At 66.3% G+C, this 25,327-nt stretch carries 19 protein-coding genes; 10 read left to right on the top strand and 9 right to left on the bottom strand.

Going from position 1 to position 25,327, the window contains the following annotated elements:
- Positions 1-36 precede the first annotated feature (36 nt).
- On the top strand, positions 37-729 hold the full coding sequence (locus tag IGS55_RS01505; protein WP_034751250.1) for a carbonic anhydrase: 693 nt from the start codon (positions 37-39) through the stop codon (positions 727-729).
- Between the two features lie 126 nt (positions 730-855).
- Here the strand turns inward: IGS55_RS01505 and IGS55_RS01510 are convergent, their stop codons facing one another.
- The gene (locus tag IGS55_RS01510) at positions 856-1,227 is read right to left on the bottom strand and encodes a ribonucleotide reductase subunit alpha (protein ID WP_099376993.1); all 372 of its coding nucleotides are present in this window, start codon (positions 1,225-1,227) and stop codon (positions 856-858) included.
- Positions 1,228-1,472: 245 nt separating this feature from the next.
- Here IGS55_RS01510 and IGS55_RS01515 point away from each other — a divergent pair, with 245 nt between their 5' ends.
- The 9 genes from IGS55_RS01515 (at position 1,473) to IGS55_RS01555 (ending at position 14,111) form a co-directional block, all read left to right on the top strand.
- A complete protein-coding gene (locus tag IGS55_RS01515) occupies positions 1,473-5,171 on the top strand; it encodes a nitrate reductase subunit alpha (RefSeq protein ID WP_070305906.1) in 3,699 nt (1,232 codons plus the stop codon).
- 1 nt (position 5,172) lies between these two features.
- The gene (gene narH, locus IGS55_RS01520) at positions 5,173-6,723 is read left to right on the top strand and encodes a nitrate reductase subunit beta (protein WP_230516483.1); all 1,551 of its coding nucleotides are present in this window, start codon (positions 5,173-5,175) and stop codon (positions 6,721-6,723) included.
- Between the two features lie 9 nt (positions 6,724-6,732).
- A complete protein-coding gene (gene narJ, locus IGS55_RS01525; protein WP_230516482.1) occupies positions 6,733-7,401 on the top strand; it encodes a nitrate reductase molybdenum cofactor assembly chaperone in 669 nt (222 codons plus the stop codon).
- Positions 7,402-7,428: 27 nt separating this feature from the next.
- Positions 7,429-8,115: a respiratory nitrate reductase subunit gamma gene (narI, locus tag IGS55_RS01530; RefSeq protein WP_230516481.1), complete on the top strand. Its 687-nt coding sequence runs from the start codon at positions 7,429-7,431 to the stop codon at positions 8,113-8,115.
- Between the two features lie 104 nt (positions 8,116-8,219).
- A complete protein-coding gene (locus IGS55_RS01535; protein WP_230516480.1) occupies positions 8,220-8,966 on the top strand; it encodes a peptidylprolyl isomerase in 747 nt (248 codons plus the stop codon).
- 102 nt (positions 8,967-9,068) lie between these two features.
- On the top strand, positions 9,069-10,055 hold the full coding sequence (gene moaA, locus IGS55_RS01540; RefSeq protein ID WP_139091857.1) for a GTP 3',8-cyclase MoaA: 987 nt from the start codon (positions 9,069-9,071) through the stop codon (positions 10,053-10,055).
- A gap of 122 nt (positions 10,056-10,177) precedes the next feature.
- Complete coding sequence (locus IGS55_RS01545; RefSeq protein ID WP_034751230.1) at positions 10,178-12,079, top strand: type IV pili methyl-accepting chemotaxis transducer N-terminal domain-containing protein; 1,902 nt, start codon at positions 10,178-10,180, stop codon at positions 12,077-12,079.
- 23 nt (positions 12,080-12,102) lie between these two features.
- Complete coding sequence (locus IGS55_RS01550; protein WP_034751227.1) at positions 12,103-12,765, top strand: response regulator; 663 nt, start codon at positions 12,103-12,105, stop codon at positions 12,763-12,765.
- A gap of 134 nt (positions 12,766-12,899) precedes the next feature.
- Positions 12,900-14,111 carry an NnrS family protein gene (locus IGS55_RS01555; RefSeq protein WP_230516479.1) on the top strand — a complete coding sequence of 404 codons (1,212 nt, stop codon included), beginning with the start codon at positions 12,900-12,902 and terminating at the stop codon, positions 14,109-14,111.
- Here the strand turns inward: IGS55_RS01555 and IGS55_RS01560 are convergent.
- From IGS55_RS01560 to IGS55_RS27935, 8 genes are all read right to left on the bottom strand, one after another.
- Complete coding sequence (locus IGS55_RS01560) at positions 14,108-17,551, bottom strand: response regulator (protein ID WP_230516478.1); 3,444 nt, start codon at positions 17,549-17,551, stop codon at positions 14,108-14,110. The genes IGS55_RS01555 and IGS55_RS01560 overlap by 4 nt on opposite strands.
- 57 nt (positions 17,552-17,608) lie before the next feature.
- The gene (locus IGS55_RS01565; RefSeq protein WP_230516477.1) at positions 17,609-19,300 is read right to left on the bottom strand and encodes a sensor histidine kinase; all 1,692 of its coding nucleotides are present in this window, start codon (positions 19,298-19,300) and stop codon (positions 17,609-17,611) included.
- Between the two features lie 122 nt (positions 19,301-19,422).
- A complete protein-coding gene (locus IGS55_RS01570) occupies positions 19,423-20,934 on the bottom strand; it encodes a response regulator (protein ID WP_230516476.1) in 1,512 nt (503 codons plus the stop codon).
- Positions 20,931-21,293, bottom strand: coding sequence for an Hpt domain-containing protein (locus IGS55_RS01575; protein ID WP_230516475.1), 363 nt, complete (start codon positions 21,291-21,293; stop codon positions 20,931-20,933). Before IGS55_RS01575 ends, IGS55_RS01570 begins: the two co-directional genes overlap by 4 nt.
- Positions 21,294-21,338: 45 nt before the next feature.
- The gene (locus IGS55_RS01580) at positions 21,339-21,965 is read right to left on the bottom strand and encodes a response regulator (protein WP_070306043.1); all 627 of its coding nucleotides are present in this window, start codon (positions 21,963-21,965) and stop codon (positions 21,339-21,341) included.
- A 74-nt stretch (positions 21,966-22,039) separates the two neighbouring features.
- A complete protein-coding gene (locus IGS55_RS01585) occupies positions 22,040-22,954 on the bottom strand; it encodes an HDOD domain-containing protein (protein WP_230516474.1) in 915 nt (304 codons plus the stop codon).
- A complete protein-coding gene (locus tag IGS55_RS01590; protein ID WP_230516473.1) occupies positions 22,951-23,577 on the bottom strand; it encodes a hypothetical protein in 627 nt (208 codons plus the stop codon). Before IGS55_RS01590 ends, IGS55_RS01585 begins: the two co-directional genes overlap by 4 nt.
- A gap of 53 nt (positions 23,578-23,630) precedes the next feature.
- Positions 23,631-25,310: a methyl-accepting chemotaxis protein gene (locus IGS55_RS27935; RefSeq protein ID WP_329958126.1), complete on the bottom strand. Its 1,680-nt coding sequence runs from the start codon at positions 25,308-25,310 to the stop codon at positions 23,631-23,633.
- Positions 25,311-25,327 lie beyond the last annotated feature (17 nt).

Raw genomic sequence — 25,327 nt, forward strand, 5'->3', positions numbered from 1 at the left:
CTGCTTGCCTGGCGTTGAACACAGTAAGAGGTAGTCATGGAAGAACTGGAAAAATTCGTCAACGGCTTCAGCCTGTTTCAGCAGCAGTATTTCAGCGAGCCGCAAACCCTGTACGACAGCCTGCGCGACGGGCAGCGGCCCTCGACCTTGCTGATCGGCTGCTGCGATTCGCGCGTCGACCCCATGCTGCTGACGGGCAGCGACCCGGGCGACATGTTCGTCGTGCGCAATATCGCCAACCTCGTGCCGCCGTGTACCCCGGACGCGCCGCCCGGCGTCAGTTCGGCCATCGAGTTCGCCGTCTGCAAGCTCGAAGTGGCCAGGGTCATCGTGCTCGGTCATGCGCGCTGCGGCGGCATCCGCGCGCTGCTGGAACCGCAGCCGCGCGCGGAAGGGCAGGAAACGGACTTCGTGGGACAGTGGATGCGCATCGCCGAACCGGTGGCGCAAAGAGTGCGGCGCGAGCTGGCACACCGTTCGTCGGCGGAACAGCACCACGCGTGCGAGCTGGCCAGCATATTGCAGTCGCTGGACAACCTGCTCACCTACCCGTGGCTGAAGCGCAGGGTGGAGCAGGGCGTGTTGAAATTGCATGGATGGTATTTCGACATCGACAGCGGGGCGCTGATGGCGTATTCGGCGCGCCAGCAGCAGTTTTTGCCTCTGGTCTGTCCAATAGAAAGGGCGCGCCATCTGCATGAGCGCCCGTGGCCGGATGCGGGCAGGTAATCTGAAACGTGTCCCCAACATTGTGTCGGATTACGCTACGCTAATCCGACCTACGTCGCGGCATTCTTCCGCCAATTACGCAAGGTAGGTCGGATTAGGCCGCAGGCCGTAATCCGACAACTTCCCTCAGCTGAACCGTAACAAATCCCCGCTGCGGTCAAACGCCAGCAGGCTGTCGATGCGGCCTTGCTCGATGGCCGTCACCATGGCCCGCAGGGGCGCCTCGCATTCCTGCGCGGCGGGCGGCTGGCCCTCGCGGCCCGCCAGTCCCGCCACGAAGACCACGTCCCAGTGCGTCTGCATCTGTTTCGACTCCTCCTTCAACGTCTCGAAGCTGTCCAGTTCCTCGGGCAGCTTGTCGGCGCACATCACGGGCGTGAGGGACTTGCCCTGGCCGCCAGGCTGGGCCTGCGCCTGGGTAAAGGTGAACAGCAGGCGTTGCGGCTGCTCCTGGTTGCGGGCGCTGCGCAGCAGGCTGGCGTAATCGGTAATCGGCATGATGCTCTTTCTCTGTGTTGAACGATGACGACAGGTATACCGCAGCGCCGCCTTGCCGCCCATAGGCAATAGTGACTATCCGGGTGACTACGCGCCTATGCATTCCTGGTGCCGGAAACCGACTTCTTGCCAATACCGCCGGGCACGGCGCATCGATAGACTGTTTGTATCGACGCTTGAGCCATCGTGCTTGCAGCGTTTTTTAAGACCTGGCGTCGCTGTCGGCGGCGCAATGTGGAGGTAGCATGAGTCACTTTCTGGACCGCCTGAAATTTTTTAGCAAGCCCGCCGAGCCGTTTTCAAACGGCCATGGCACCGTGGTCGATGAAGACCGTACCTGGGAAAACGCCTACCGCCAGCGCTGGCAGCACGACAAGATCGTGCGCTCCACGCATGGCGTGAACTGTACCGGCTCGTGCAGCTGGAAGGTGTATGTCAAGAATGGCCTGATCACCTGGGAAACCCAGCAAACCGATTACCCGCGCACGCGGCCCGACCTGCCCAACCACGAGCCGCGCGGCTGCCCGCGCGGCGCCAGCTATTCCTGGTACGTGTATTCGGCGCAGCGCGTGAAATACCCGATGGTGCGCGGCCGCCTGATGGAAATGTGGCGCGAAGCGCGCAAGACCATGGACCCCGTCACGGCCTGGGACTGGATCAGCCAGGACCCCGTGCGCTCGCAGCAGTACAAATCCATCCGCGGCCTGGGCGGCTTCGTGCGCGCCACGTGGGAAGAATCGAATGAAATCATCGCCGCCGCGAATGCGCTGACGATCAAGAAATACGGCCCGGACCGCATCGTCGGCTTCTCGCCGATTCCCGCCATGTCCATGGTCAGCTATGCTTCCGGCACGCGCTACCTGTCCCTGATCGGCGGCGTGGCCCTGAGTTTCTATGACTGGTACTGCGACTTGCCGCCGGCCAGCCCGCAAGTGTGGGGCGAGCAGACGGACGTGCCGGAATCGGCCGACTGGTACAACTCGACCTACCTGATGGTGTGGGGCTCGAACGTGCCGATGACGCGCACGCCGGACGCCCACTTCTACACGGAAGTGCGCTACAAGGGCACGAAAACCGTCGCCATCTCGTCCGACTACGGCGAAATGGTGAAGTTCGGCGACATCTGGCTGGCGCCGAAGCAGGGCACGGACGCCGCGCTGGCGCTGGCCATGGGCCACGTCATCCTCAAGGAATTCCACTCGGAAGGGCAGAGCGCCTACTTCCGCGACTATGCGCGCCAGTACACGGACTTCCCCATGCTGGTCCTGCTCAAGGAACATAACGGCACCCTCGTGCCCGACTACTTCCTGCGCGCTTCGCACCTGGACAACAACCTCGACGAAACCAACAACCCTGAATGGAAAACCCTGGTCATCGACGAGACCACGGGTGCCATCACCGCGCCGGCCGGCTCCATCGGCTTCCGCTGGGGCGAGTCGGGCAAGTGGAACCTGGAACAGAAGGCCGGCGGCAGCGGCGCGCCCATCGTGCCGATGCTCTCCATGATCAACGACAGCGACGCCGTCACGGAAGTGGGCTTTGCCTACTTTGGCGGCAAGGATGCGTCCGACATGTTGCTGCGCAAGGTGCCGGTGAAAACCATCCGCCTGGCCGACGGCACGACGGGCCTGGTGACCACCGTGTTCGACCTGACCCTGGCCAACTACGGCATCGACCGCGGCCTGGGCGGCGAAAACGTGGCGGAAAGCTATGACGACGACGTGCCGTACACTCCCGCATGGCAGGAAAAGCACACGGGCGTGAAACGCGCCGACGTCATCACCGTGGCGCGCCAGTTCGCGGAAAACGCGGACCAGACGCGCGGCAAGAGCATGGTCATCGTGGGCGCCGGCCTGAATCACTGGTACCACATGGACATGACCTACCGCGGCATCATCAACATGCTGATGATGTGCGGCTGTATCGGCCAGTCGGGCGGCGGCTGGGCCCATTACGTGGGCCAGGAAAAATTGCGTCCGCAAACGGGCTGGACGCCATTGGCCTTCGCCCAGGACTGGGTACGTCCGATGCGCCAGATGAACGGCACCTCGTTCTTCTATGCCCACACGAGCCAGTGGCGCCATGAAAAGCTGGAAACGGGCGACATCGCTTCCCCATCGGCGGCCGGCGGCACGGGCGACCTGACCCTGCTCGACTACAACGCCAAGGCTGAACGCATGGGCTGGCTGCCATCGGCGCCGCAGCTGCAAACGAATCCGCTGGAAGTGGCCAAGGCCGCCGCCGCCGCAGGCCAGAAGCCGGCCGCGTATGCGCTCGACCAGATCAAGGCGGGCCAGCTGCAGTTCTCGTGCGATGACCCGGACAACCCGGCCAACTTCCCGCGCAATATGTTTGTGTGGCGCTCGAATATCCTCGGCAGCTCGGGCAAGGGCCACGAGTACTTCCTGAAATACCTGCTCGGCACGCAAAACGGCTTGCTCAGCGACGAAGAAGACTGCCTCACGCCGAAACAGGTGAAAGTTCGCCCGGCCGCCGAAGGCAAGCTCGATCTGCTCGTGGTGCTGGACTTCCGCATGTCGACCACGTGTCTGTATGGCGACGTGGTGCTGCCGACGGCCACCTGGTATGAAAAAGACGATCTGAATACGTCGGACATGCATCCGTTCATCCACCCGCTGTCGGAAGCCGTGCAGCCGCTGTGGCAATCGAAGTCGGACTGGGAAATCTACAAGGGCATCGCCGAGAAATTCTCGGAAATCGGCGGAGAACTGCTGGGCACCCAGCAAGACATCATCCTCACGCCGCTGATGCACGACACGCCGGGCGAACTGGGCCAGCCTTTCGATCCCAAGGACTGGCGCGCGGGCGAATGCGAAGCGATTCCCGGCAAGACCATGCCGAACATGACGGTGGTCGAGCGCAATTACCGCGACGTCTACAAGAAGTTCACCTCGATCGGCCCGCTGCTGGAAACCATCGGCAACGGCGGCAAGGGCATTTCCTGGAAAACGGGGCATGAAGTGGACGTCCTGCGCGGCATCAACCGCACGGTGCTGGACGAAGGCGTGTCGCAGGGCCAGCCGCGCCTCGATACGGCCATCGATGCGGCCGAAATGATCCTGTCGCTGGCGCCGGAAACGAATGGCCACGTGGCCGTGAAAGCCTGGGCCGCGCTGTCCTCCATCACGGGACGCGACCACACGCATCTGGCGCTGCCGCGCGAGCATGACAGCATCCGCTTCCGCGACGTGCAGGCGCAGCCGCGCAAGATCATTTCCTCGCCCACCTGGTCGGGCCTGGAAAGCGAAGAAGTCAGCTACACGGCCGGCTATACCAACGTGCATGAACTGATCCCTTGGCGCACCCTGACTGGCCGCCAGCAGTTCTACCAGGATCACCTGTGGATGCGCGATTTCGGCGAGGGACTGTGCGTCTACAAGCCGGCCATCAACACGAAGACGACGGAAGCGCTGCTGGGCACCAAGCCGAACGGCAACAAGGAACTGGCGCTGAACTTTTTGACGCCGCACCAGAAGTGGGGCATCCACTCCACGTATTCGGACAACCTGCGCATGCTGACGTTGTCGCGCGGCGGACCGCACGTGTGGCTGTCGGAAACGGACGCGCAAGCTGCCGGCATCGTCGACAACGACTGGATCGAAGTCTTCAACGTCAATGGCAGCCTGACGGCGCGCGCCATCGTCAGCCAGCGCATCCCGGCAGGCATGACGATGATGTACCACGCCCAGGAAAAGATCATCAACGTGCCTGGCGCGGAGATGACGGGCAAGCGGGGCGGCATCCATAACTCGGTGACGCGCGCCGTGCCCAAGCCGACGCACATGATCGGCGGCTACGCCCAGCTGGCGTACGGTTTCAATTACTACGGCACGGTGGGCTCCAACCGCGATGAATTCGTATTGGTGCGCAAGATGAACAAGGTCGACTGGCTCGAAGGCCCGTTGCAGGAACAAGGAGCATAGTATGAAAATCAGAGCGCAAATCGGCATGGTGCTGAACCTGGACAAGTGCATCGGCTGCCACACCTGTTCCGTCACCTGCAAGAACGTATGGACCAGCCGCGACGGCGTCGAGTACGCATGGTTCAACAACGTGGAAACCAAGCCCGGCATCGGCTATCCGAAGCAGTGGGAAAACCAGGACAAATGGAACGGCGGCTGGCGCCGCACGGATGCGGGCAAGATCGAGCCGCGCCAGGGCAGCCGTTTGAAGATTCTGGCGAATATCTTCGCCAACCCGAACCTGCCCGCCATCGACGAGTACTACGAGCCGTTCACCTACGACTACGAGCACCTGCAAAGCGCGCCGCTGTCGCAGACGCCGCCGACGGCCCGTCCGATCTCCGTGCTGACGGGGAAAAGGATGGAAAAAATCGAGTGGGGTCCGAACTGGGAAGATGACCTGGGCGGCGAGTTTGCCCAGCGCAGCAAGGATAAACTGTTCGACAACATGCAGAAGGAGATGTACGGCACGTTCGAAAACACCTTCATGATGTACTTGCCGCGCCTGTGCGAGCATTGCCTCAATCCGACGTGCGTGGCGTCTTGCCCGTCCGGCTCCGTGTACAAGCGCGAAGACGACGGCATCGTGCTGATCGACCAGGACAAGTGCCGCGGCTGGCGCATGTGCATCTCCGGTTGCCCGTACAAGAAGATTTACTACAATTGGTCGTCCGGCAAGGCGGAGAAGTGCACGTTCTGCTTCCCCCGCATCGAAGCCGGCCAGCCTACCGTGTGCTCGGAAACGTGCGTGGGCCGCATCCGCTACCTGGGCGTGCTGCTGTACGACGCCGACAAGATCGAAGCCGCCGCCTCCGTGCCGCAGGAGCAGGACCTGTACCAGGCGCAGCTCGACCTGTTCCTCGATCCGCACGACCCGGCCATCATCGCCGAGGCGCGCCGCCAGGGCATCCCCGACCTTTGGCTGGAAGCGGCCGTCAAGTCGCCCGTCTACAAGATGGCCGTCGAGTGGAAAGTGGCGTTCCCGCTGCATCCCGAATACCGCACCTTGCCGATGGTGTGGTACGTGCCGCCGCTGTCGCCGATCCAGGCTGCTGCCGAATCGGGCAAGCTGGGCGTGAACGGCATGCTGCCGGACACCCAAAGCCTGCGCATTCCCGTGCAGTACCTGGCCAATCTGCTGACGGCCGGCGACCAGCCGCCCATCGTCACGGCGCTGGACCGCATGCTGGCCATGCGTGCCTACATGCGCAGCAAGACCGTCGAGAAGGTGGAAAACCTCACGGTCCTGAAACAGGTGGGCTTGACCAAGGCGCAGGTGGAGGACATGTACCACATCATGGCCATCGCCAATTACGAAGACCGCTTCGTCATCCCCAGCAGCCACAAGGAAATGGCCGAGGACAGCTTCAACGAGAAGGGATCGTGCGGCTTCAGCTTCGGCAACGGCTGCTCGGACGGCACCAGCGAACCGACCTTGTTCGGCAAGAAAAAACACGGTTCGGCCATCTTCATGCAGATGCCGAAGTCGCGCAAAACGGCGCCAGGCGCTTAAGGAGCTGATATGGAACACGCTATGCATCACTACCAAGTTCTCTCGCGCCTGCTGCTGTATCCGGAGCCCGAGCTGATCGCGCATCTGCCGCAGCTGGACGCCGCGCTGGCGGCCGTGCCGCAGCAGCACGCGCTGCTGCGGCCCTTGCTGGCGCACCTGGAAAGCAGCAGCCTGATCGACCTGCAGCAGCAGTACGTGGCCACGTTCGACCGCAATCCGTCGCACTCGCTGCATCTGTTCGAGCATATCCACGGCGAATCGCGCGACCGGGGCCAGGCCATGGTCGACCTGATGGAGGAATACAAGCGCCACGGCCTGCAAATGGTGGGCGACGACTTGCCCGACTTCGTGCCGCTGTTCCTGGAATTCCTCGCGCAGCTCGACGAGGAAGCTTCGGCGCCGCTGCTGGGCGACGCCGTCCACGTGCTGGCGCACATCGGCCGCAAGCTGACGGCCAACGGCAGCCCGTACGCGCCCGTCTTCACCTTGCTCGAACGCCTGAGCCCCGTGGCGGCGGAAATGCTGGCCGAACCGCCGGTGCGCGACATGGATGAAGCGCTGGAAACCTTCGGCCCCGGTGCGGACGGCGTCGAGCCCTTGCTGCGCCAAGGTTTGGGCCAAGTCGCAGGCGGCGTCCATCCCGTGCATTTTCACCCGCAGCCGCGGCGCGCCGCTTGAAGCGCGTCCGCATGAGGAGAGTACATCATGAGTAATTACTTGCATCAATTTGTGTATGGCATTTATCCATACATCGCGCTGGCCATCTTTTTCCTCGGTAGCCTGATCCGTTTCGACCGCGAGCAATACACGTGGAAGTCCGATTCCAGCCAGCTGCTGCACCGCGGCAGCCTGCGCCTGGGCAATATCCTGTTCCACATCGGCATCATCGGCCTGCTGTTCGGCCATGCGGCCGGCTTGCTCACCCCCGTCTGGGTGTGGGATACCCTGGGCGTGTCGCACAGCCTGAAGCAGGGCGTGGCCATGGCGGCCGGCGGCGTGATGGGCGGCCTGTGCCTGGCCGGCAGCCTGATCCTGCTGGTGCGCCGCTTCAGTAACGACCGGCTGCGCGCCGTCACCACGGCCGGCGACAAGCTGGTGATGGTGTGGATACTGCTGACCTTGCTCCTGGGCCTGTCCTCGATCTTCGTCTCGGCGTCGCACATGGATGGCCACATGATGGTCTTGCTGATGAACTGGGCGCAGCACATCGTGACCTTCCGCGGTGACGCCGCCAGCTTCATCGTCGATGCGCCGCTGGTGTTCAAGCTGCACCTGTTCATGGGCATGTCGCTGTTCGTCATCTTCCCGTTCACCCGTCTGGTGCACGTGTGGAGCGGCTTCGGCGCCATCGGATACCTGGGCCGCGCCTATCAACTGGTACGCCGCCGCTAAAAAACGCCATGAAAAATCTACTGCGTCCGCACAGCTGCGCTTCTCAGCCGCAACTCATCTCCGCTCGCTACGATTTTTCAGGCTATTTATGGAAGGAAAGTAAGATGGGAATCTCCGTCAATGGCATCGATATCGACGATGCCGACATCGCGCAGGAACTGCCGCATCACGACGGCGCCGGCAACCCTTTGAAGCAGGCCGTGCATGAACTGGTGCTGCGCCGGCTGCTGCTGGAGGAAGCCGAACGCCTCGGCGTGCAGGGCGGCAGTATTGATGACCGCATCGAAGCGCTGTTCGCGCAGGAAGTACGCGTGCCGCCCGCCGACGATGCGGCTTGCCGCACCTTTTATGCGCAGCGCCCGCAGCTGTTTTGCAGCGGGGCGCTGGTCGAGGCGCGCCACATCCTGTTCCAGGTGACGCCCGAGGCGCCCCTGGGGCTGCTGCGCACGACGGCGCAAGCCGTGCTCGACGCCTTGAAACTGGCGCCCGAGCGCTTCGGCGAACTGGCGGCGCAGTATTCGAACTGCCCGTCGGGCGCCCTGGGCGGTAGCTTGGGCCAGCTGTCGCCGGGCCAGAGCGTGCCGGAGTTCGACGCGCTGCTGTTCCGCCTGGAAGCGGGCGCGCTGGCCGGCCATTTGCTGGAAACGCGCTTCGGCTACCACATCGTGCAAGTGCTGCGCCGGGTCGAAGGCCAGCCCATCGCCTACGAGGCCGTGCAGGCGCAGATCGCCGACCGCCTGTCGCGCGCCGCGTGGCAGCGGGCCGTGCACCAGTATCTGCACTTGCTGGTGGGGCGCGCCGAGATCGCCGGCATCGAGCTCGAAGGCACGGCCAGCCCGCTGGTTCAGTAGGTGGAAATGCGTAGGCCGAAAGGCGTAGGCCGCTAGGCCTTCTGGGGCACAGCCAGATCGTGCCCCAGCCTTTACAATCAAGTAAGAAACAGGAGTAGCGTCATGGGTAGCGTCAAGTTGCAGGACCGTTTTGGCCGTTCGATCGATTATGTGCGGCTGTCCGTCACCGACCGCTGCGACTTGCGCTGCAGTTACTGCATGCCCAAGGGCTTTCGCGGCTTCGAGGAGCCGAAGGACTGGCTGACGTTCGACGAGATCGAGCGCCTGCTGGGCATCTTCGTTCGCCTCGGCACGCGCCGCGTGCGCCTGACGGGCGGCGAACCGCTGTTGCGGCGCAACTTGCCGGAACTGGCGCAGCGGCTGACGGCATTGCCTGGTTTGCAGGACTTGTCGCTGTCGACCAACGCCACCCAGTTGGGCAAGCACGCCGTGGCTTTGCGCGCGGCGGGCGTGGACCGCATCAACGTCAGCCTCGATTCGCTCGACCGCGCCTGCATGCAGCAGATCACGGGGCGCGACAGCCTGCAGCCGATTCTCGATGGCCTGATGGCGGGCAAGGCGGCCGGTTTCGACCCGATCAAAATCAATATGGTGGCCATGCGCGGCATCAATGACGGCCAGATCGAGGCCATGGCGGCGTTTTGCATCGAGCAGCAGTTCATCCTGCGCCTGATTGAAGCCATGCCGATGGGCAGCACGGGCCGCAATGCCAGTTATATGCCGCTCGGTCCCGTGCGCGAGCGCCTGGCGGCCCGTTTTGGCCTGGTGCCGCAGGCAACGGAGCTCGGCGGCGGGCCGGCGCGCTACATGGCGACAGCCGATGGCCGATCGAGCATCGGTTTCATTACGCCCATGTCGCAGCATTTTTGCGCCACCTGCAACCGCGTGCGCCTGTCCGTCGATGGTACCCTGTACCTGTGCCTGGGCCAGGAAGAGAAATTCGCCCTCGGCCCCATGCTGCGCGGCGGGGCCACGGATGCGGAGATCGAGGCGGCGATCCGCGCCGCCATCGAACTGAAGCCGCAGCAGCATGATTTCAATACGCAGCCGGACAAGATTATCCGGTTCATGGCCCAAACCGGTGGCTGAGTGGAGGTGTCACTGCTGGGGTCAGACCCGCCGGGTCTGACCCCGGATCTTTGCCTGTGGGTGGAGTGATGTCGCTGACTTGACTGCATAGGGGCCACAAACAGGCATTCATTAGGGGTAGTATGAAATTCAAGGCGATGTTTTCCTCCTGGCAGAAGCTGTCGACCAAGATCGTCGGCGCGCTGCTGCTCATGCTGGTGCTGGCCTTGAGTGCCATCGGCTGCACCCTGTTCCTGTCATGGCAGCTCGAAGGCAGTTCGGCCGCCATCAACGAGACTGGCCGGCTGCGCATGCAGACCTACCGCCTGACCCTGCTGCTTGCCAGCGACGCGCGCGAACAGGCGCGCCAGCAAGTGCTGCTGATCGACGAGACCCTGGCCAAGATCGGCCACGGCGACCCGCAGCGCCCCCTGTTCCTGCCCCCCAGCACGGCCATCAAGTCCGAATTCGAACGCATCGGCACGGCCTGGCGCGGCGCCTTGCGCCCGGCAGCGCTGGCCGCCGATTCCACCGCGCGTGCGCGCCAGTTCGAGCATGACGCCGATACCTTCGTCGGCCAGGTCGATCAACTGGTGCGCCTGATCGAGCACGATAGCGAACAGCGCACCTTCTGGCTGCGCGCCTCGCAGCTGATCCTCGTCGGCATGGCCGTCATCGGCACGGTCAGCATGATTTACCTGATGTTCATGCTGATCATCGAACCGGTGACGCGGCTGCGCCTGGGCATGCAGCGCATGAAGGAGCGCGATTTCAGCGTGCGCCTGGCCGTTGAGAGCAATGACGAATTCGGCCAGCTGGCCAGTGGCTTCAACCAGATGGCCGACCGGCTGCAGGCGCTGTACGGCAACCTGGAAGAGGGCGTGCGCAGCAAGACGGCCACCCTCGAATACCGCAACCGCGAACTGGCGCTGCTGTACGAAAGCGCCGCCTTTTTGCAGCGCCCGCAGCCGCTGGAAGACATCTGCGGCGGCTTCATGCAGCGCATCGTCGATTATTTCGAGGCGGACGGCTCCACCGTGCGCGTGCTCGACGCCGAGCGGGGCAACCTGCACATGGTCGTGCATACGGGCCTGTCCGAAGAACTGGTGGCGTCCGAGCATTGCCTGAAGGTGGGCGACTGCCTGTGCGGCACGGCCGTCGAGATGAAGGTGGCGAAGGTGCACGACATGCGCCGCATCGACAAGGCGCACGAGCTGCGCTGCCACCGCGAAGGCTTTGCCACCGTCTCCGTCTTCCATATCCATGCGCACGAACAGCACCTGGGCTTCTTCAACCTGCACTTCCGCCATGCGCGCGTGTTTTCCGCGCGCGAACTGGCCTTGCTGGAAACCCTGGGCCAGCTGCTGGGCATCGCGCTGGAAAACCTGCGCCTGGCCGCGCGCGAACGCGAAATGGCCATTTCCGAAGAGCGCAACCTGGTGGCGCAGGGCCTGCACGACAGCATCGCGCAAAGCCTCAATTTTCTCAACCTGCAGGTGCAGATGCTCGACGACTCCGTGCGCAACGCGCGTTTCGACGAGGTGGCGGGCATCGTGCCGGCCCTGCATGCTGGCGTGAAGGAAAGCTATGAAGACGTGCGCGAATTGCTGGCCAACTTCCGCAGCCGCCTGATGGAGGACGATCTGATCGGCTCCCTGCGCGCGGCCGTGGACAAATTCCGCCGCCAGACGGGGATCGACGCCGAGCTGCTGGCCGATGTGGACGGCGCGCCGTTCCCCCGCGAGCAGCAATTGCAGTTATTATTCATCGTGCAGGAAGCGCTGTCGAACATCCGCAAGCACGCCCAGGCCAGTCACGTCGAAGTGCGCCTCGCCGATCACCAGGACTTTACCCTGACGATCAGCGATAATGGCGTCGGCTTCGACGCTGCCGCCGTGCTGGAAAAGGGCGACAGCCATGTCGGCATCCATATCATGCGCGAGCGCGCGCAGCGCATCGATGCCACGTTCGACGTGCATGCCTGCCAGGGCGGCGGCACCACGGTCGAACTGCATCTGTCGCGCGAGCAGCGCCGTGCCGCCTGAGTAACTACCTGAAAGTATAAAAAATGGAGACACCCGATAAACCGATCACCGTCATGCTGGTGGACGACCATGCGCTGTTCCGCAGCGGCATACGCTCGCTGCTGCAGCGGCATACGGATTTTGCCGTCGTGGGCGAGGCGGCCGATGGCGTGGAAGGCATCAAGCGCGCCATCCAGCTGCAGCCCGACGTGGTGCTGCTGGACCTGAACATGGCCGGCATGTCCGGCGTCGAGGCGCTGCAGCTGATGCAGCACGACTGCCCCGATACGGCCATCGTCATGCTGACCGTGTCGGAAGACGCGGAAGACCTGGCCACGGCCCTGCGCGCGGGCGCCTGCGGCTATCTGATCAAGAACATCGACGCCGACTACCTGGTGCGCGCCATCCGCCGCGCTGCCGCCGGCGAAGTCGTCATCGCCGAAGCCATGACGGGCAAGCTGGTGGCGCAGCTGCAGGCGGGCACGCGGCGCGAGGAACCCGTGTCGGAACTCGACAAGCTCACGCCGCGTGAAAAGGAAATCATCGACTGCCTGTCGCGCGGCGAGAGCAACAAGGGCATCGCCCGCACCCTCGATCTGGCTGAAAGCACGGTCAAGATCCACGTGCAGAACGTGCTGAAGAAACTCAACCTCACCAGCCGGGTGCAGGCGGCCGTGTACGCGGTCGAGCACCGGCAAGGCAAGTAGCCGCATAGTTGGGGGCAGGCCCGCCGGGCCGGCCCCATGGCCGCTACCATCCATTCTTCTAGTCCTTTTTGCCGATGGCCGCCATCGCGCTTTTAAAGTAGTATATTGAATATATCTTTAAAAGAGAGCCCATCATGGCCATCACCCCGATCAGCGAACCATCTTCTCCTCCCGCCGCCGCCAGTGCCGCGCCCTGGCATGCCGGCCACGCCGTCTGGCAACTGGGCTTCCGCCCGTTCTACCTGCTGGCGGCCGTGTTTGCGGCCCTCGGCATTCCCCTGTGGCTGGCCAGTTATGCGGGCTGGCTGACGGGCGGCCTGCAGGTGGGGCTGGGCTGGCACATGCATGAAATGGTGTTCGGTTTCGCGCTGGCCGTCGTCGTCGGTTTCCTCTATACGGCGGGGCGCAACTGGACGGGCTTGCCCACGCCGCACGGCGCCCAGCTGATGGCGCTGGCGGGGCTGTGGCTGGCGGGACGCGTGGCCATGCTGTGCGGCCCCGGATTCCTGGCGGCGCTGGTCGACTGGCTGTTCCTGCCGCTGGCCGCCTGGCCTTTGTACCTGGTACTGCGCCGCTCGGGCAATACGCGCAACCTGTTTCTCGTCGGCTTGCTGGCCTTGCTGGCGCTGGCCAATGGCCTGTTCCACGCGGCCGTGCTGGGCTGGCTGCCGCTGTCGCTGTTTGTGCCCGTGCAGGCGGCCATCTTCATCATCGTGCTGATCGAGTCGGTGATCGGCGCGCGCGTGATCCCCATGTTTACGCGCAATGGCGCACCGGGCAGCACGCCCGTGGCCAGTCCGAAACGGGCGCTGGCGGCCGTGGCCTGCATGGCGGCCGCCGCGATCGCGTGGCTGGCCGGCGCGCCGGCCTGGCTGACGGCGCCGCTGGCCTTCTGCGCCGCCGGCGTGTCGCTTGCCAACCTGCTGGCCTGGCAGCCGCAGCGTACGGTGCGCGTGCCGCTGCTGTGGATTTTGCACCTGTCGTATGCGTGGATAGGCATCGGCTTTGCGCTGCTGGCGGCCGCCAGCCTGGGCCTGCTGCCGGCCAGCGCCGCCTTGCATGCGCTGACGGTGGGCTCGATGGCGGGCCTGATCATCGGCATGATGACGCGTACCACCCTGGGCCATACGGGTCGGCCGCTCAAGGGCGGGAAGGCGGAAGCGGCGATGTACTGGCTGATCCAGCTGGGCGCGCTGGCGCGCCTGCTGGCCGCCGTCGGTCCCGCCGCGCTGTCCATGCCGCTGCTGCTGGCGGCGGGCGCCTGCTGGTCGCTGGCCTTTGGCCTGTATGTGTGCGTGTATGCGCCGTATCTGTGGCGCGCCAGGGTGGATGGCCGCGAAGGCTAGGCTGGCAAGTTTGTCATTGGCACGGTCGCCTGGCCGGGCGGCGTCTGTGCCGTGAATGCGGCGGCGGCCTCGATGGCCTGCGCCAGCGCCTGTTCCAGTGCATCGAGCGCGGCCGACGCATCGTCGCCCGCGTGCAGCAGCTGTTCGGCTTGCCGGGCCGCGTGCACGGTGGCGGGCAGGGCCAGGCTGCCGGCCACGCCGGCCAGCTTGTGCGCGAGCGCGGCGGCGTCGGCGCGTGCATCGGCCGCCAGCAGGGCGCGCATGGCGCCCACCGTGTTGCGGTAGGTGCTGCCGAAGTGCGACAGGTGCTGGCGGTAGGGTGCTTCATCGAGCCACTGCTCCATGCCTTGCGCCAGGTCGATCACGGGCGCCGCGCCGCCTGTCCGCACGGGCATCGCCGCTTCGGCCACGACGGGCGGCAGGGCCGGCAGCCCTTGCGCATGGCGCCGGTGCGCGCGCGCGATCAGGGCGATGGTCTGCGGCACGTCGAACGGTTTGCTGATGAAATGGTTCACGCCCGCTTCGAGCGCCGCCGCGCGCTGCGTCTGGAACGCCCCGGCCGTCAGCGCCACCACGGGCAGGTCCTGGAACTGCGGCAGCTGGCGCAGCGCGCGCGTCGCCTGCAAGCCGTCCATGACGGGCATCTGCACATCCATCAGCACGATGTCGACGTCGGCCGGGTGGGCCAGCAGCCAGTCCAGCGCCTGCTGGCCGTCGCAGGCGAACGAGGGCAGGGCGCCCTGGTCGCACAGGATATGGTTGACCACGTCGCGGTTGATGTCGCTGTCGTCGACCACCAGCACGCGCACGCCGGCCAGCACGCGCTCGCCCAGCGCCCCATGACCAACGTCCAGGCCGGCGTCCAGGCCGGCCGCTTCGGCGCGCCGCTGGCGCGCTTCCATCGTCGCGTTATACAGGCTGGAAGCCGTCACAGGTTCATTGAGGATGGCATCGGCCGGGTTGGCCGGGTCCGTACGGCGGCGCGCGGGCGCTGTCGCCGGCGTGCCGCTGGCCGCCAGGATGACGATGGGGCAATCCTGCGGCGGCAGGTACTCGCGCAGGGCGCGCGCAGTGCTTTCGCCGTCCATGTCGGGCATGCGCGCGGCCAGTACGATGACGCCGGGCCGCGCGTCTTCGGCACAGGCCAGCGCATGCTCGAGCGCCGCCTGGCCGCCGGAGACGGCATGCACGCTCCAGCCCAGGCCCTGCGCCACGGCGGCCACGGCGCCGCGCGCGTCGGCCTTGCCATCGGCCAGCAAGACGCGCAAGCCCCGCATGTCGGGCGTGGACGGGACGCTGGCGGCCATCAGCTGCAGCGGCACCGTGAAGCTGAAGGTGCTGCCCTGGCCCGTGACGCTGGTCAGGCGCATGGAGCCGCCCATCAGGCGCACCAGCTGGCGGCATATGGTCAGGCCCAGGCCCGTGCCGCCGAAGCGGCGCGTGGTGGACGTGTCGGCCTGGGCGAAGGCGGAAAAGATCGCTTCCTGCACTTCGGGAGCGATGCCGATGCCCGTGTCGCGCACGCTGAAACACAGCACCGCGGCGTCGCCGTCGCGGCTTTCCAGTGCGCTCGTCAGCTCGACCGTGCCCTGCGTCGTGAACTTGATGGCATTGCTGGTCAGGTTGACCAGCACCTGTTCCAGCCGCAGCGCGTCGCCCATCACCTGGTCGACGCCGTCGGGCAGCGCTCCGATGCGCACCTCGATCGGCTTGTCATGCGCGGCAACGCCCATGCTGGCGGCGATCTTCTCGATCACGTCGGCCAGGCGGAACGGCGCCTGTTCGATGGTCATGTGGCCCGCCTCGATTTTCGACACGTCGAGCACGTCGTTGATGATGCCCAGCAGGGACTGGCCGGCGGCGCGGATCTTGCGCGCCATCTGCAGCGCTTCGCCATCGAGGCCGTCGCGTTCCAGCAGCCAGGCCATGCCGAGGATGGCGTTGAGCGGCGAACGGATTTCATGGCTCATGTTGGCGAGGAATTCCGCCTTGCTGCGGTTGGCCGCTTCGGCCGCGTCGCGTGCCAGCAGCATGGCCTCTTCGGCCTGTTTTTGCGCGCAGATATCCTGGGCAAAGATCAGGGTGGCCGGTCCATCCTTGAGCAGCACGCGCGTGGTGGTCTTGAACATGGGCACGGGCAGGCCCTGCTTGCCCAGGCCGACGGCCTCGAACACCTGTTCACTGGGCGAATCGGCCTCGATCAGCGCTTCGTTGGCGGCCAGCGCCGCCAGCGATGGCGGGGAAATCATGGCGGACCAGGGCAGGCCGTTCAGATTGTCTTCCATCGTATAGCCGTGCAGCTTGCGGTAGCGGGGATTCGAATAGATGAAGCGGCCGTGGCGCAGGATGGCGATGGCCACGGGCGCATCTTCGATCAGGGTGCGAAAGCGCGTTTCGCTGTCGGACACGGCTTGCATGGCCTGGCGCTCGCTTTCCTGTTCCGCATGCCAGGCGGCCTGCTGCCGGCGCCGCCGCTGGCTCCAGAACAGCAGGCTGGCCGCGGCCAGCGCCAGCACGGCAAAAGAGAGGACGTAGCCGAGCGCCTGGCGCCGCAGCGGGGCGGTGATGGCCGCTTCTTCGCGGCTCAGGCCGATGATCAGGGCGCGGTCCATGTGCAGGGCCGTGGGGGCGATGGTCGCCATGGCCATGATGCGAGGGGCGATGTGGGCGCCGGCGCCGGCAATCTCGACGCCGCTCAGAACGCCGGCCTGATAGCCGCTGTCGCGAAAGCGCCGCAGGAAGCTGCCGGGGACGTCCATATTGCCGCCATTGGCAGTCCTGGCCGGGTAGTTGAGAAATTGCTGGCCGTCGCCATGCAGCACCACGGCCCAGACGTCGGGGGCGTACATGGCGGTGCGGAACTTGGCCGTGAAGTATTCGGGGGCGAAGGTGGCCACCACCACGCCGGCAAAGCGGCCCTGTTTGTCCTGCACCATGCGCGACGCCGTGATGACCAGGTCACCCTTGAAGGAATGGAAGGGCGCCGAGATGTACAGCATGCGCGCATCGGGGGCGTCGCGCGCCGTCTGGAAGTAGCCGCGGCGCGAAAAATCCTGGTCTGCCAGTTCCGCGATGTTGGTGGCGACCGCCTTGCCGTGCGCATCGATGACGAGCATGGTGCGCACGCCCGGCATGGCGTCGACCAGCGCGGCCAGGCGCCGGGGCAGCGCTTGCCCGGCGTCGGGTGCGGGGCCGGCGGCCAGATAGTCGCGGATCACGCCGCCGAGCACCAGGTTGGTCGCCGCCAGGTCGACTTCGATGTTTTTTGCCAGCAGCGCCGTCAGCACGCTCAGGCGCTCGCGTTCGGCCTCGTCGTGCCGCGTCGCTTCGGCCAGATGCGCGTAGGCGAGGGCGGCAGCGACGATCAGCAGCCCGAGAAGCAGGAACAGCCACTCGATCCATCGTCTGCGCAATGCCGCCGCCTCTGTGTGATAGCTCATGTGGCGATGCTATACCCGATAGGGATGGAGAACAACTTTTGCGCACAACTGGCACAACTATGCATGTGATAGTGTGGTCAATTTGCCGCCTAGCGGCAGCCGCAGGCGGAAGACGGCGCCCTGGCCCGGCGCGGACGCCACGCCGATGCTGCCGCCCATCAGCGCGACGAGCTGGCGCGCGATGGCCAGGCCCATGCCGGCGCCGTCATGGGCGCGGCTCGGCGAGTCGTCGGCCTGCGAGAATTTGTCGAAGATGAGGCCCTGCTGCGCCTGCGCGATGCCGATGCCCGTATCGCGCACCTCGATCTGCAGGTCCGCGCCGCTGTGCGTGACGTGCACGTCGACCCGCCCCGCAGCCGTGTAGCGGATGGCGTTATCCAGCAGGATGTCGAGCACGCGCACGAGGCGGACGCGGTCGCAATCGATGCTGGGCGGCGTGGCGGGCGCCACTTGCGCGGCCAGCTGCAAGCCCTTGTGCGCCGCGCGCGGCCGGTGCGGCGCCAGCGCCAGTTCGAGCAGCTGGTCCAATGGCGCGGCGGCGGATTCCAGCCGGACCTGGTCGTGCTCGAGCGCGCTCAATTCCATCGCCGCCTCGACCATGGACAGCAGCTGGCGGCCGCTGTCCTGTATCGTTTGCGCGTAGGCGGCGTGTTCCGGCTCGCGCAGCTGCTCTTGCAGCAGCTCGGAGAAACCGAGGATGCCGTTGAGGGGCGTGCGCAATTCATGCGACATGTTCGACAGGAAGCGCGACTTGGCTTCGCTGGCCGCGATGGCCCTGGCACGGCTGTCGACCAGTCGGCCGATCAGCAGCACCAGCGCGGCCCACGACAGCACGATCAGCACGCTCGTGATGGCCGCCATCAGCAGGGCCTGGTTGCGGCGCGAGACGTAGTCGGCCAATACCGTGTCGCGGTCCAGCCCGACCAGCATGTACAGCGGGTAGCCGGCCAGTTTCTCAAATGCGTAAAAGCGCACGATGCCGTCGACGGGGCTGCGCTCGGTGAAGCCGCCCCGCGTTTTACCTTGCATCAAGGAAAATACCTTGCTGGCGCCGATATCCTGGCCGATGGTGTCGGCGGCGCCGACCCGGCGCGCGCGCACCACGCCGTCGCTGCCGACAAGCTCGGTGGAGCTGTTGTCGCCGAGGTCGACTTCGTCGTACAGGCGCGTGAAGTAATACGGGTCCATCGAGACCACCACCACGCCCTTGAACCGGCCATCGGCATGGTTGATGCGGCGCGTCATCTGGATTGACCATTTTTTCGACACGCGGCCCAGCACGGGCTTGCTGATATACAGTTCGCCGCTGTCGCGCCGCATGTGTACGCGGATGTGCTCGCGGTCGGCCAGCCTGGTCGGCTGGAAGGGGCGGCTCGACAGCACCATGTCGCCCTGTTCGTCGACGATGGTAAACAGGTTGTACAGGGGGCCGGGCCTGAGGCCTTGCCGCAGGTCCGTTACGATGTCGAGGCCGCTGCCCAGCGCCTGGTAGCGGCTGCGCAAGTACGTGGCCGCCTGGTCCGCCGCCTCGATCGTGCGGATCGCGTGCTCGTCGAAGACGCGCGCCATGCTGCGCGCATCGCGCCCGGCGCCGGCGATGGCGGCGTCGCAGGCGTGCCGCAGTTGCAGCACGGTGATGCTCCACAGCCCCGCCAGCAGGATGGCCATGAAGAGCGACAGCAGGGTGCGCGTATCCCAGCGTTCCCAACGCCGCCAGATCATGGCCTGCCCGTATCTGTGCTGTTGCATGCTGCCTCCGCAAGGGTTGTCATTCTGCGCGCGATATATCAATTATATCGAATATAATTGAATTTATCGAATAAAATGATTTTTATGCGGGGGGAGTGTTGTATTGAGCGCCGGCCGTGCGGCTAGCGTGTCGCCGCCTGGCGCGTCAGCCAGCGCTCGACCATGTCGCGCAACTGGGCGGCCGTGAACGGCTTGGACAGGTAATCGTCCATGCCGGCCGCCACGCAGCGCTGCCGGTCGTCCTCGGTGACGCCGGCCGTGAGGGCGATGACGGGCAGGCGCGGCGCGCCGCTGGCCGCTTCGCGGGCGCGCAGGGCCTCGCACGCCTGGTAGCCGTCCATGACGGGCATCATGCAATCCATCAGCACCAGGTCGTACTGCCGTTCGGCCAGCGCCTGCAAGCCCAGCGCGCCGTTCTCCGCCGTGTCGATGCTGTAGCCGCGGGATCCCAGCTGCAGGCATACGAGCTGGCGGTTCAGCGCCGTGTCCTCGACCAGCAGGATGCGCGCGCCCGGTTCCGATGCGGGTGCAGGCGGGGGTGCGGGTGTGGATTCGGATGGCGCTGCTGTCTCCGGCTCCGGCGATGTGGCGGCCGGCGGCCGCGGCGCCAGCGCCAGGGCCGCCTCGTGCTCCTGGCGCCGCAGCAGGGACATGATCAGCGCGATGGCGCCGGCCAGCACGAGCAGGCTGACCACGGCCGCGCCGCCCATGGTGCGCAGCATGCGCCGCCAGCCCGCCAGGTAGACCTCGTCCGTCACGGTCACGTTGACGGCCAGCGGATAGTCGCGCACCAGCCGTATGCCGGCCAGGCGGTCGACGGTGCGCCCCTGTTCGGCCGCGCGCGGCGAGTCCACCTGCAGCACGCCGTCGGTCTTGCCCTGTTCCAGCAGGCGGTAGGTGCTGCCCGTCAGGTTGCGCTTGCCCATCATGGCGGGCACGGCCGGCCAGCGGGCCAGCAGCGTGTAGTCGCTGCGGTACAGTGAGAAGGCCGTGTGTTCGCCGATGCTGGTGCTCTGGAAGAATTTGCTGAAGAAGTCGCACGACAGGCCGACCAGCACCACGCCCAGGAAGCGGCCGTCCGGCCCGCTGATGCGCCGGCTGATATAGAAGGTCCAGGCGCCATTGCCCTTGTTTTGCACGGGTGCGCTCACATGCATGCCGCCGTCCGGGTGGCGCCGGTGATACTCGAAATAGTCGCGTTCGCCGAGGCGGATGGGCGGCGCGGGAAAGGCGCGGCTGAAGGCCAGCACGCTGGCGTCGCTGCCGACGATGGACACCACGTCCACTTGCGGCACGCCGCCGATCTTGTGCCGCAGCATCTGGTGCATGGCCGGGGTGCCGACGGCGGCGGCCAGCGCCTGCGCGTCCGCGGGGGCGGCGGCCTCGATCTCGTTGCTGACGCTGTCGAGCACCAGGCTGGCCGCCGTCATGCTCTGCGCCGTGTTTTCCGCCAGCAGCAGCGACAGATTGGACAGGTCCTGTTTCCAGTCATCGACGGCTTCGCGGTGCAGCACCACGCCGGAGACGACGATGCGCAGCGCCAGCAGGCACACCAGCACCAGGCCGACGATGGCCGCCGTGGTGCGCGGCCGATAGTGGTGCACCAGGCGCAGGACGGCCTGGCGCGCGTTCATGCCTGCGCGCCCGGGTATTCGAGCATGCTGCGGCGTACTTCCTGCTCCACTTCGCCGATCAGCGCCGCCGTTTCGGCCAGCCAGTCCGGTGCCGCCACGCCCTGATGGCGCACCAGCTGCTCGAGTGCCGCCAGGCGCGCCACGAGGGCGCCGGCGCCCAGCAGGGCCACGGTGCCGCGCAAGGTATGGCAGCTATGCACGATGGCTTGCGCCGCGCCGCCGCGCACGGCCTGCTCGACGCGCGCAAACATGGCCGGCGACGTGTCGAGGTAGGTCTGCGACAGGGCGCGGAACATCTCCAGGTCGTGGCCGGTGGCGTGGAACAGCACGGCAGGATCGATGTGGCGATAGGCTGGCATGGCGGCTCCGTGGCGAGGGGAAAGCGGTGGCGGGAAGGTGACGCGCTAGGCGGCCAGGCTGTTGCGCCGCGCGTGGCCGGCGCAGCAGGCGCGCAGATAGCCGCGCAGTTCGTCGTAGTTGACGGGCTTGGCAAAGAACACCACGCCTGGCGGCACGCCGCCCCGTTCTTGCAGCTCTTCCTGTGTCAGGCTCGACAGCATGGCGATGTGCATGTCCGCCAGCAGCGGGTCGGCCAGGATGGTGCGGATCACTTCGTAGCCGTCGATGCCTTCCATGACGATGTCGGCCAGCAGTATGTCGGGCTGGTCGCGGGCGATTTCCATCAGCGCCTGGTAGCCGTTCTCGCAAAAGCGCAAGTCCGCCTGCAAGCCCCATGAACCGATCTGCTTTTCATACAGCGCGCGCTCGATCGGATTATCTTCGATGACCAGGATGGACGGCGGGCGGCCCGATGGGGCGGGGCGGCTGGCGCGTGCCGCGCGCTGGTCCTGGCCCGGCTGGCCGGGATTGCCCTTGTAGGCTTCGACGGCCGCGAGGGGAATGCGCCGGTGGCCGCCCTTGGTCTTCCAGGCTTCGATCACGCCGGCCTCGACCAGTTGCTGCACTGAGGTGACCGAGATGCCGAGGATTTCGGCGGCCTTTTGGGTGGTGCAGACGTCTGCAGTGTGCATGATGGGCTTTATGGTCGCGGATGTAGTTGAAGGGAATGATACGCAATCGGGCTCAAAAAATCAATTTCAACGAATTAGATGAATTCACTAAAAACCTGGCGTGCGGCTGGCCGGACCCGCGTGCGCGTACGGCAGGGGGCGAGATGGCTGTGCGGTTCCAGGATATCGCGCCATTCGCTCCACTCCGCATTGCTGTGGCGTAGCAGGGTTTCCATGTGGCCTGCGTCCAGGCCCAGTACCCGCGCGGCGGCCAGGGCGGGCTCGCGCGGCCCCGCGCCGTTGCGCAGTATCAGGTCGGCGAAGCCGCTGGCCAGCTTCAGCAGCCAGGCCAGGTCCGTCATGCGCCCGGCCCGTCCGAAGCCGGGCGGCGCGGCATGGCAGAGCACGGCGTCGCACAGGATGTCCGGCATGCCCCAGCCCCGCATGAGGATGGCCGACAGGGCCAGCTGGTGGTGGCCGAAGCGCTGCGATTCTTCGCCCAGCAGCCGGGCCGTGGCGCCATTGCCATACTGGCCCAGCAATTCTCCATATTCCTGCGGATGCACGCTGGCCAGGGCCAGCTGGCCGCAGTTGGCCAGCAAGCCGCAACTGTACAGCTCATCGGCCGGCGCCAGCTGCAGCGCGTCGCCTGCTACGCGGGCGGCGCACGCCATGGCCAGCGAGTGCGACCAGTAGCGCTGGGCGTCGAAGTGCGCGCACGTGGGCGCCGGCGGGACCGGGGCGGCGCACGCCTGGCGCAGGGCGGGCAGGCCGATGGCCGCCAGCATCGCGGCGCTGACGGCCGCATGCCTGCGCCCGCCCGGCGGCACGCCCGCATTCGCCAGGCCGATGAGCTTGCCGGTCATGGCCGGATCGCAGCCCAGCTGTTCCGCCAGTTCATCGAGCGCCACCTGCTGCTGCCACAAGGTGGCCAGCCAGTGGCGCCGCCAGGCGGGCGAAGGCAGGATGGCGCCGCCGGACAGGCGCGCCAGGTCGATGCGCGCGCTCATGGCCGGCTCCCTACGCCGCTGCGTTCATCGGCTTGCGCCGCGCCCGCCGTCTGCAGGACCGTGACGGCCTGCGACAGCGCGTCGAGCGCCATCAGCAGTTCCGCATGCAGGCGGCGCAGCGCGCCGATATCGTTGGAAAAGCCCGCGTGCACGGCCTGGCGCGCCAGCGCCTGCAGCGGGAGCAGGCCCATGGACTGGCTGCCGTCGAGGATTTCCTGCGCCAGCACGCGCGCCGGCGCGGTCCGTTCGCAGCGCAGCGCATGGGCGATGCCGGCGAGGCGGTCGCGCGTCTCGGCCACGAACAGGGCCAGAATCTCGCCCTGCAGGCGCCGGTCGTAGCCGAACATGGCGTCCAGGCGGGCCGCGTCGAACGGCGGCGTGTCCGGCGCCCTGGGCGCTGGCGCCGGTGCGCTGTCCGCCACCTTGGCCGCCGGGGCCGTCTTGCGCATCTGCAACAGTGCATGCAGATCGGCCGGTGCCGCGCGGCCAGCCTGGCGCCCGCGGGTACGGCGCCAGAGCAGGGCGGCCAGCAGCAACAGCAGGCCTGCCAGCGCCAGCGCCGGGCGCATCAGCGACAGGTTTTCGCAGCGAAGGAAGGGGTGAATGGCGAAGAGGGTGTTCATGACCGTGCTCCAATGAATGCTATCTAGGCAAGTGATGCTGCGTGATGGCGGACCTAAAAGACGTCCCAGTCGCCCGCATCGGCGGCGGCCGGCGCCGCTTTTCTGGCCTGGCCTGCCGGGCGCGTGGCGACCAGCTTGAGCGTCGCCCTGTGCTGTGCGGGCCGCGGGGCGGCAGGCGCGCGCGGCGCCGCGCCGGCCTGCCCATGCGCCAGCTTGAAGGCGCCCACCACGCCGGCCAGCCTGGCCGCCTGCTCCTGCAGCGATTGCGATGCCGCCGCCGCTTCTTCGACCAGGGCCGCATTCTGCTGCGTGGCTTCATCCATCTGCGTGATGGCGCGGTTGATTTCCTCGATGCCCGTGCTTTGTTCCACGCTGGCGGCCGAGATTTCGCTGACGATGTCGGTAACGCTGCGCACCGTGTCGACCACTTCCGTCATGGCCGCGCCGGCCTGCTGCACCAGCTTGCCGCCTTGCTCCACTTGCGCCACGGAGTCGCCGATGAGGACCTTGATTTCCTTGGCGGCCGCGGCCGAACGGTGCGCCAGGTTGCGCACTTCGGTGGCCACGACGGCAAAGCCGCGGCCCTGTTCCCCGGCGCGCGCCGCTTCCACGGCCGCGTTCAGGGCCAGGATATTGGTCTGGAAGGCGATGCCGTCGATGACGCCGATGATGTCGGCGATCTTGTTGGACGAGCTGTCGATCGCTTCCATCGTGCGTATCACGTCGCCCATCACCTGGCCGCCCCGCTGCGCCTTGTCCGAGGCGCTGATGGCCATTTGCTGGGCCTGGCGGGCATTGTCCGAGTTTTGCCGCACGGTGGCCGTCAGCTCTTCCATGGCCGAGGCGGTTTCCTCCAGCGAGCCCGCTTGCTGTTCCGTGCGCGCCGACAGGTCCAGGTTGCCGGACGCGATTTCGCCCGAGGCCGTGCTGATGCTGTCCGTGCCGGCACGCACTTCGGCCACGATGCGCACCAGGCTGCCGCTCATGTCCGCCATGGCCGTCATCAGCTGGCCCACCTCGTCGTTCGACGTGGCAGTCACTTGCACGCTGAGGTCGCCGCCCGCGATGGTGCGGGCCACGCCGATGGCGCTGGCCAGCGAGGCGGCGATGCGCCGCGCCAGCAGCAGGCCAATGCCGGCCACCAGCAGCGTCACGGCCAGGGCCAGGCCGATGGAAACCCAGCGCGCGCTGGCAGCGGCGGCGGCGCCGTCGGCGGCCCCCCTGGCGGCCAGGCTTTCGTTGTGGCGCTGGTGGGTGGCGAGGGCCTCGACCAGTTCCTTGATGATGGGCTGGTTCTGCATCAGCAAGTCGCGCGCCGCGTCGTGCTCATCGGCCTTCGACAGCGCCAGTACCTTGTCGCGCACGGCGTCGTAGCGCAGCAGCACGGCGCGCTCCGCGGCCAGCAGCGCCTTGTCTTGTTCATCGGAAATATTTTCCTTTTCATATTTGTCGAGCGCCTGGCCGACCGCCGCGCGCGCTTCCCGGATGCCCGCTTCCAGCTGGTCGCGCGCGGCGGCATCCTTGCTGGCCATGTGCTGCCAGACTGCCGTGCGCATCTGCGCGAACGGCACGAAAGCCTGGTTCAGGGTCAGCAGGCTGGGCACCGTGTTGACGGTGGCATAGCTGGCCGCCGTGTACACGCGGTTCATCTGGTAGATGCCAAAACCCGCGAGGGCGGCCAGCCCGAGGACGACGGAAAGGATCAATGCGTACAGCCGTTTAGCGATGGTCATGATGGGCCAGCTCCAAT

Source organism: Janthinobacterium sp. EB271-G4-3-2 (assembly GCF_020858035.1).
GTDB classification, from domain to species: domain Bacteria; phylum Pseudomonadota; class Gammaproteobacteria; order Burkholderiales; family Burkholderiaceae_D; genus Janthinobacterium; species Janthinobacterium aestuarii.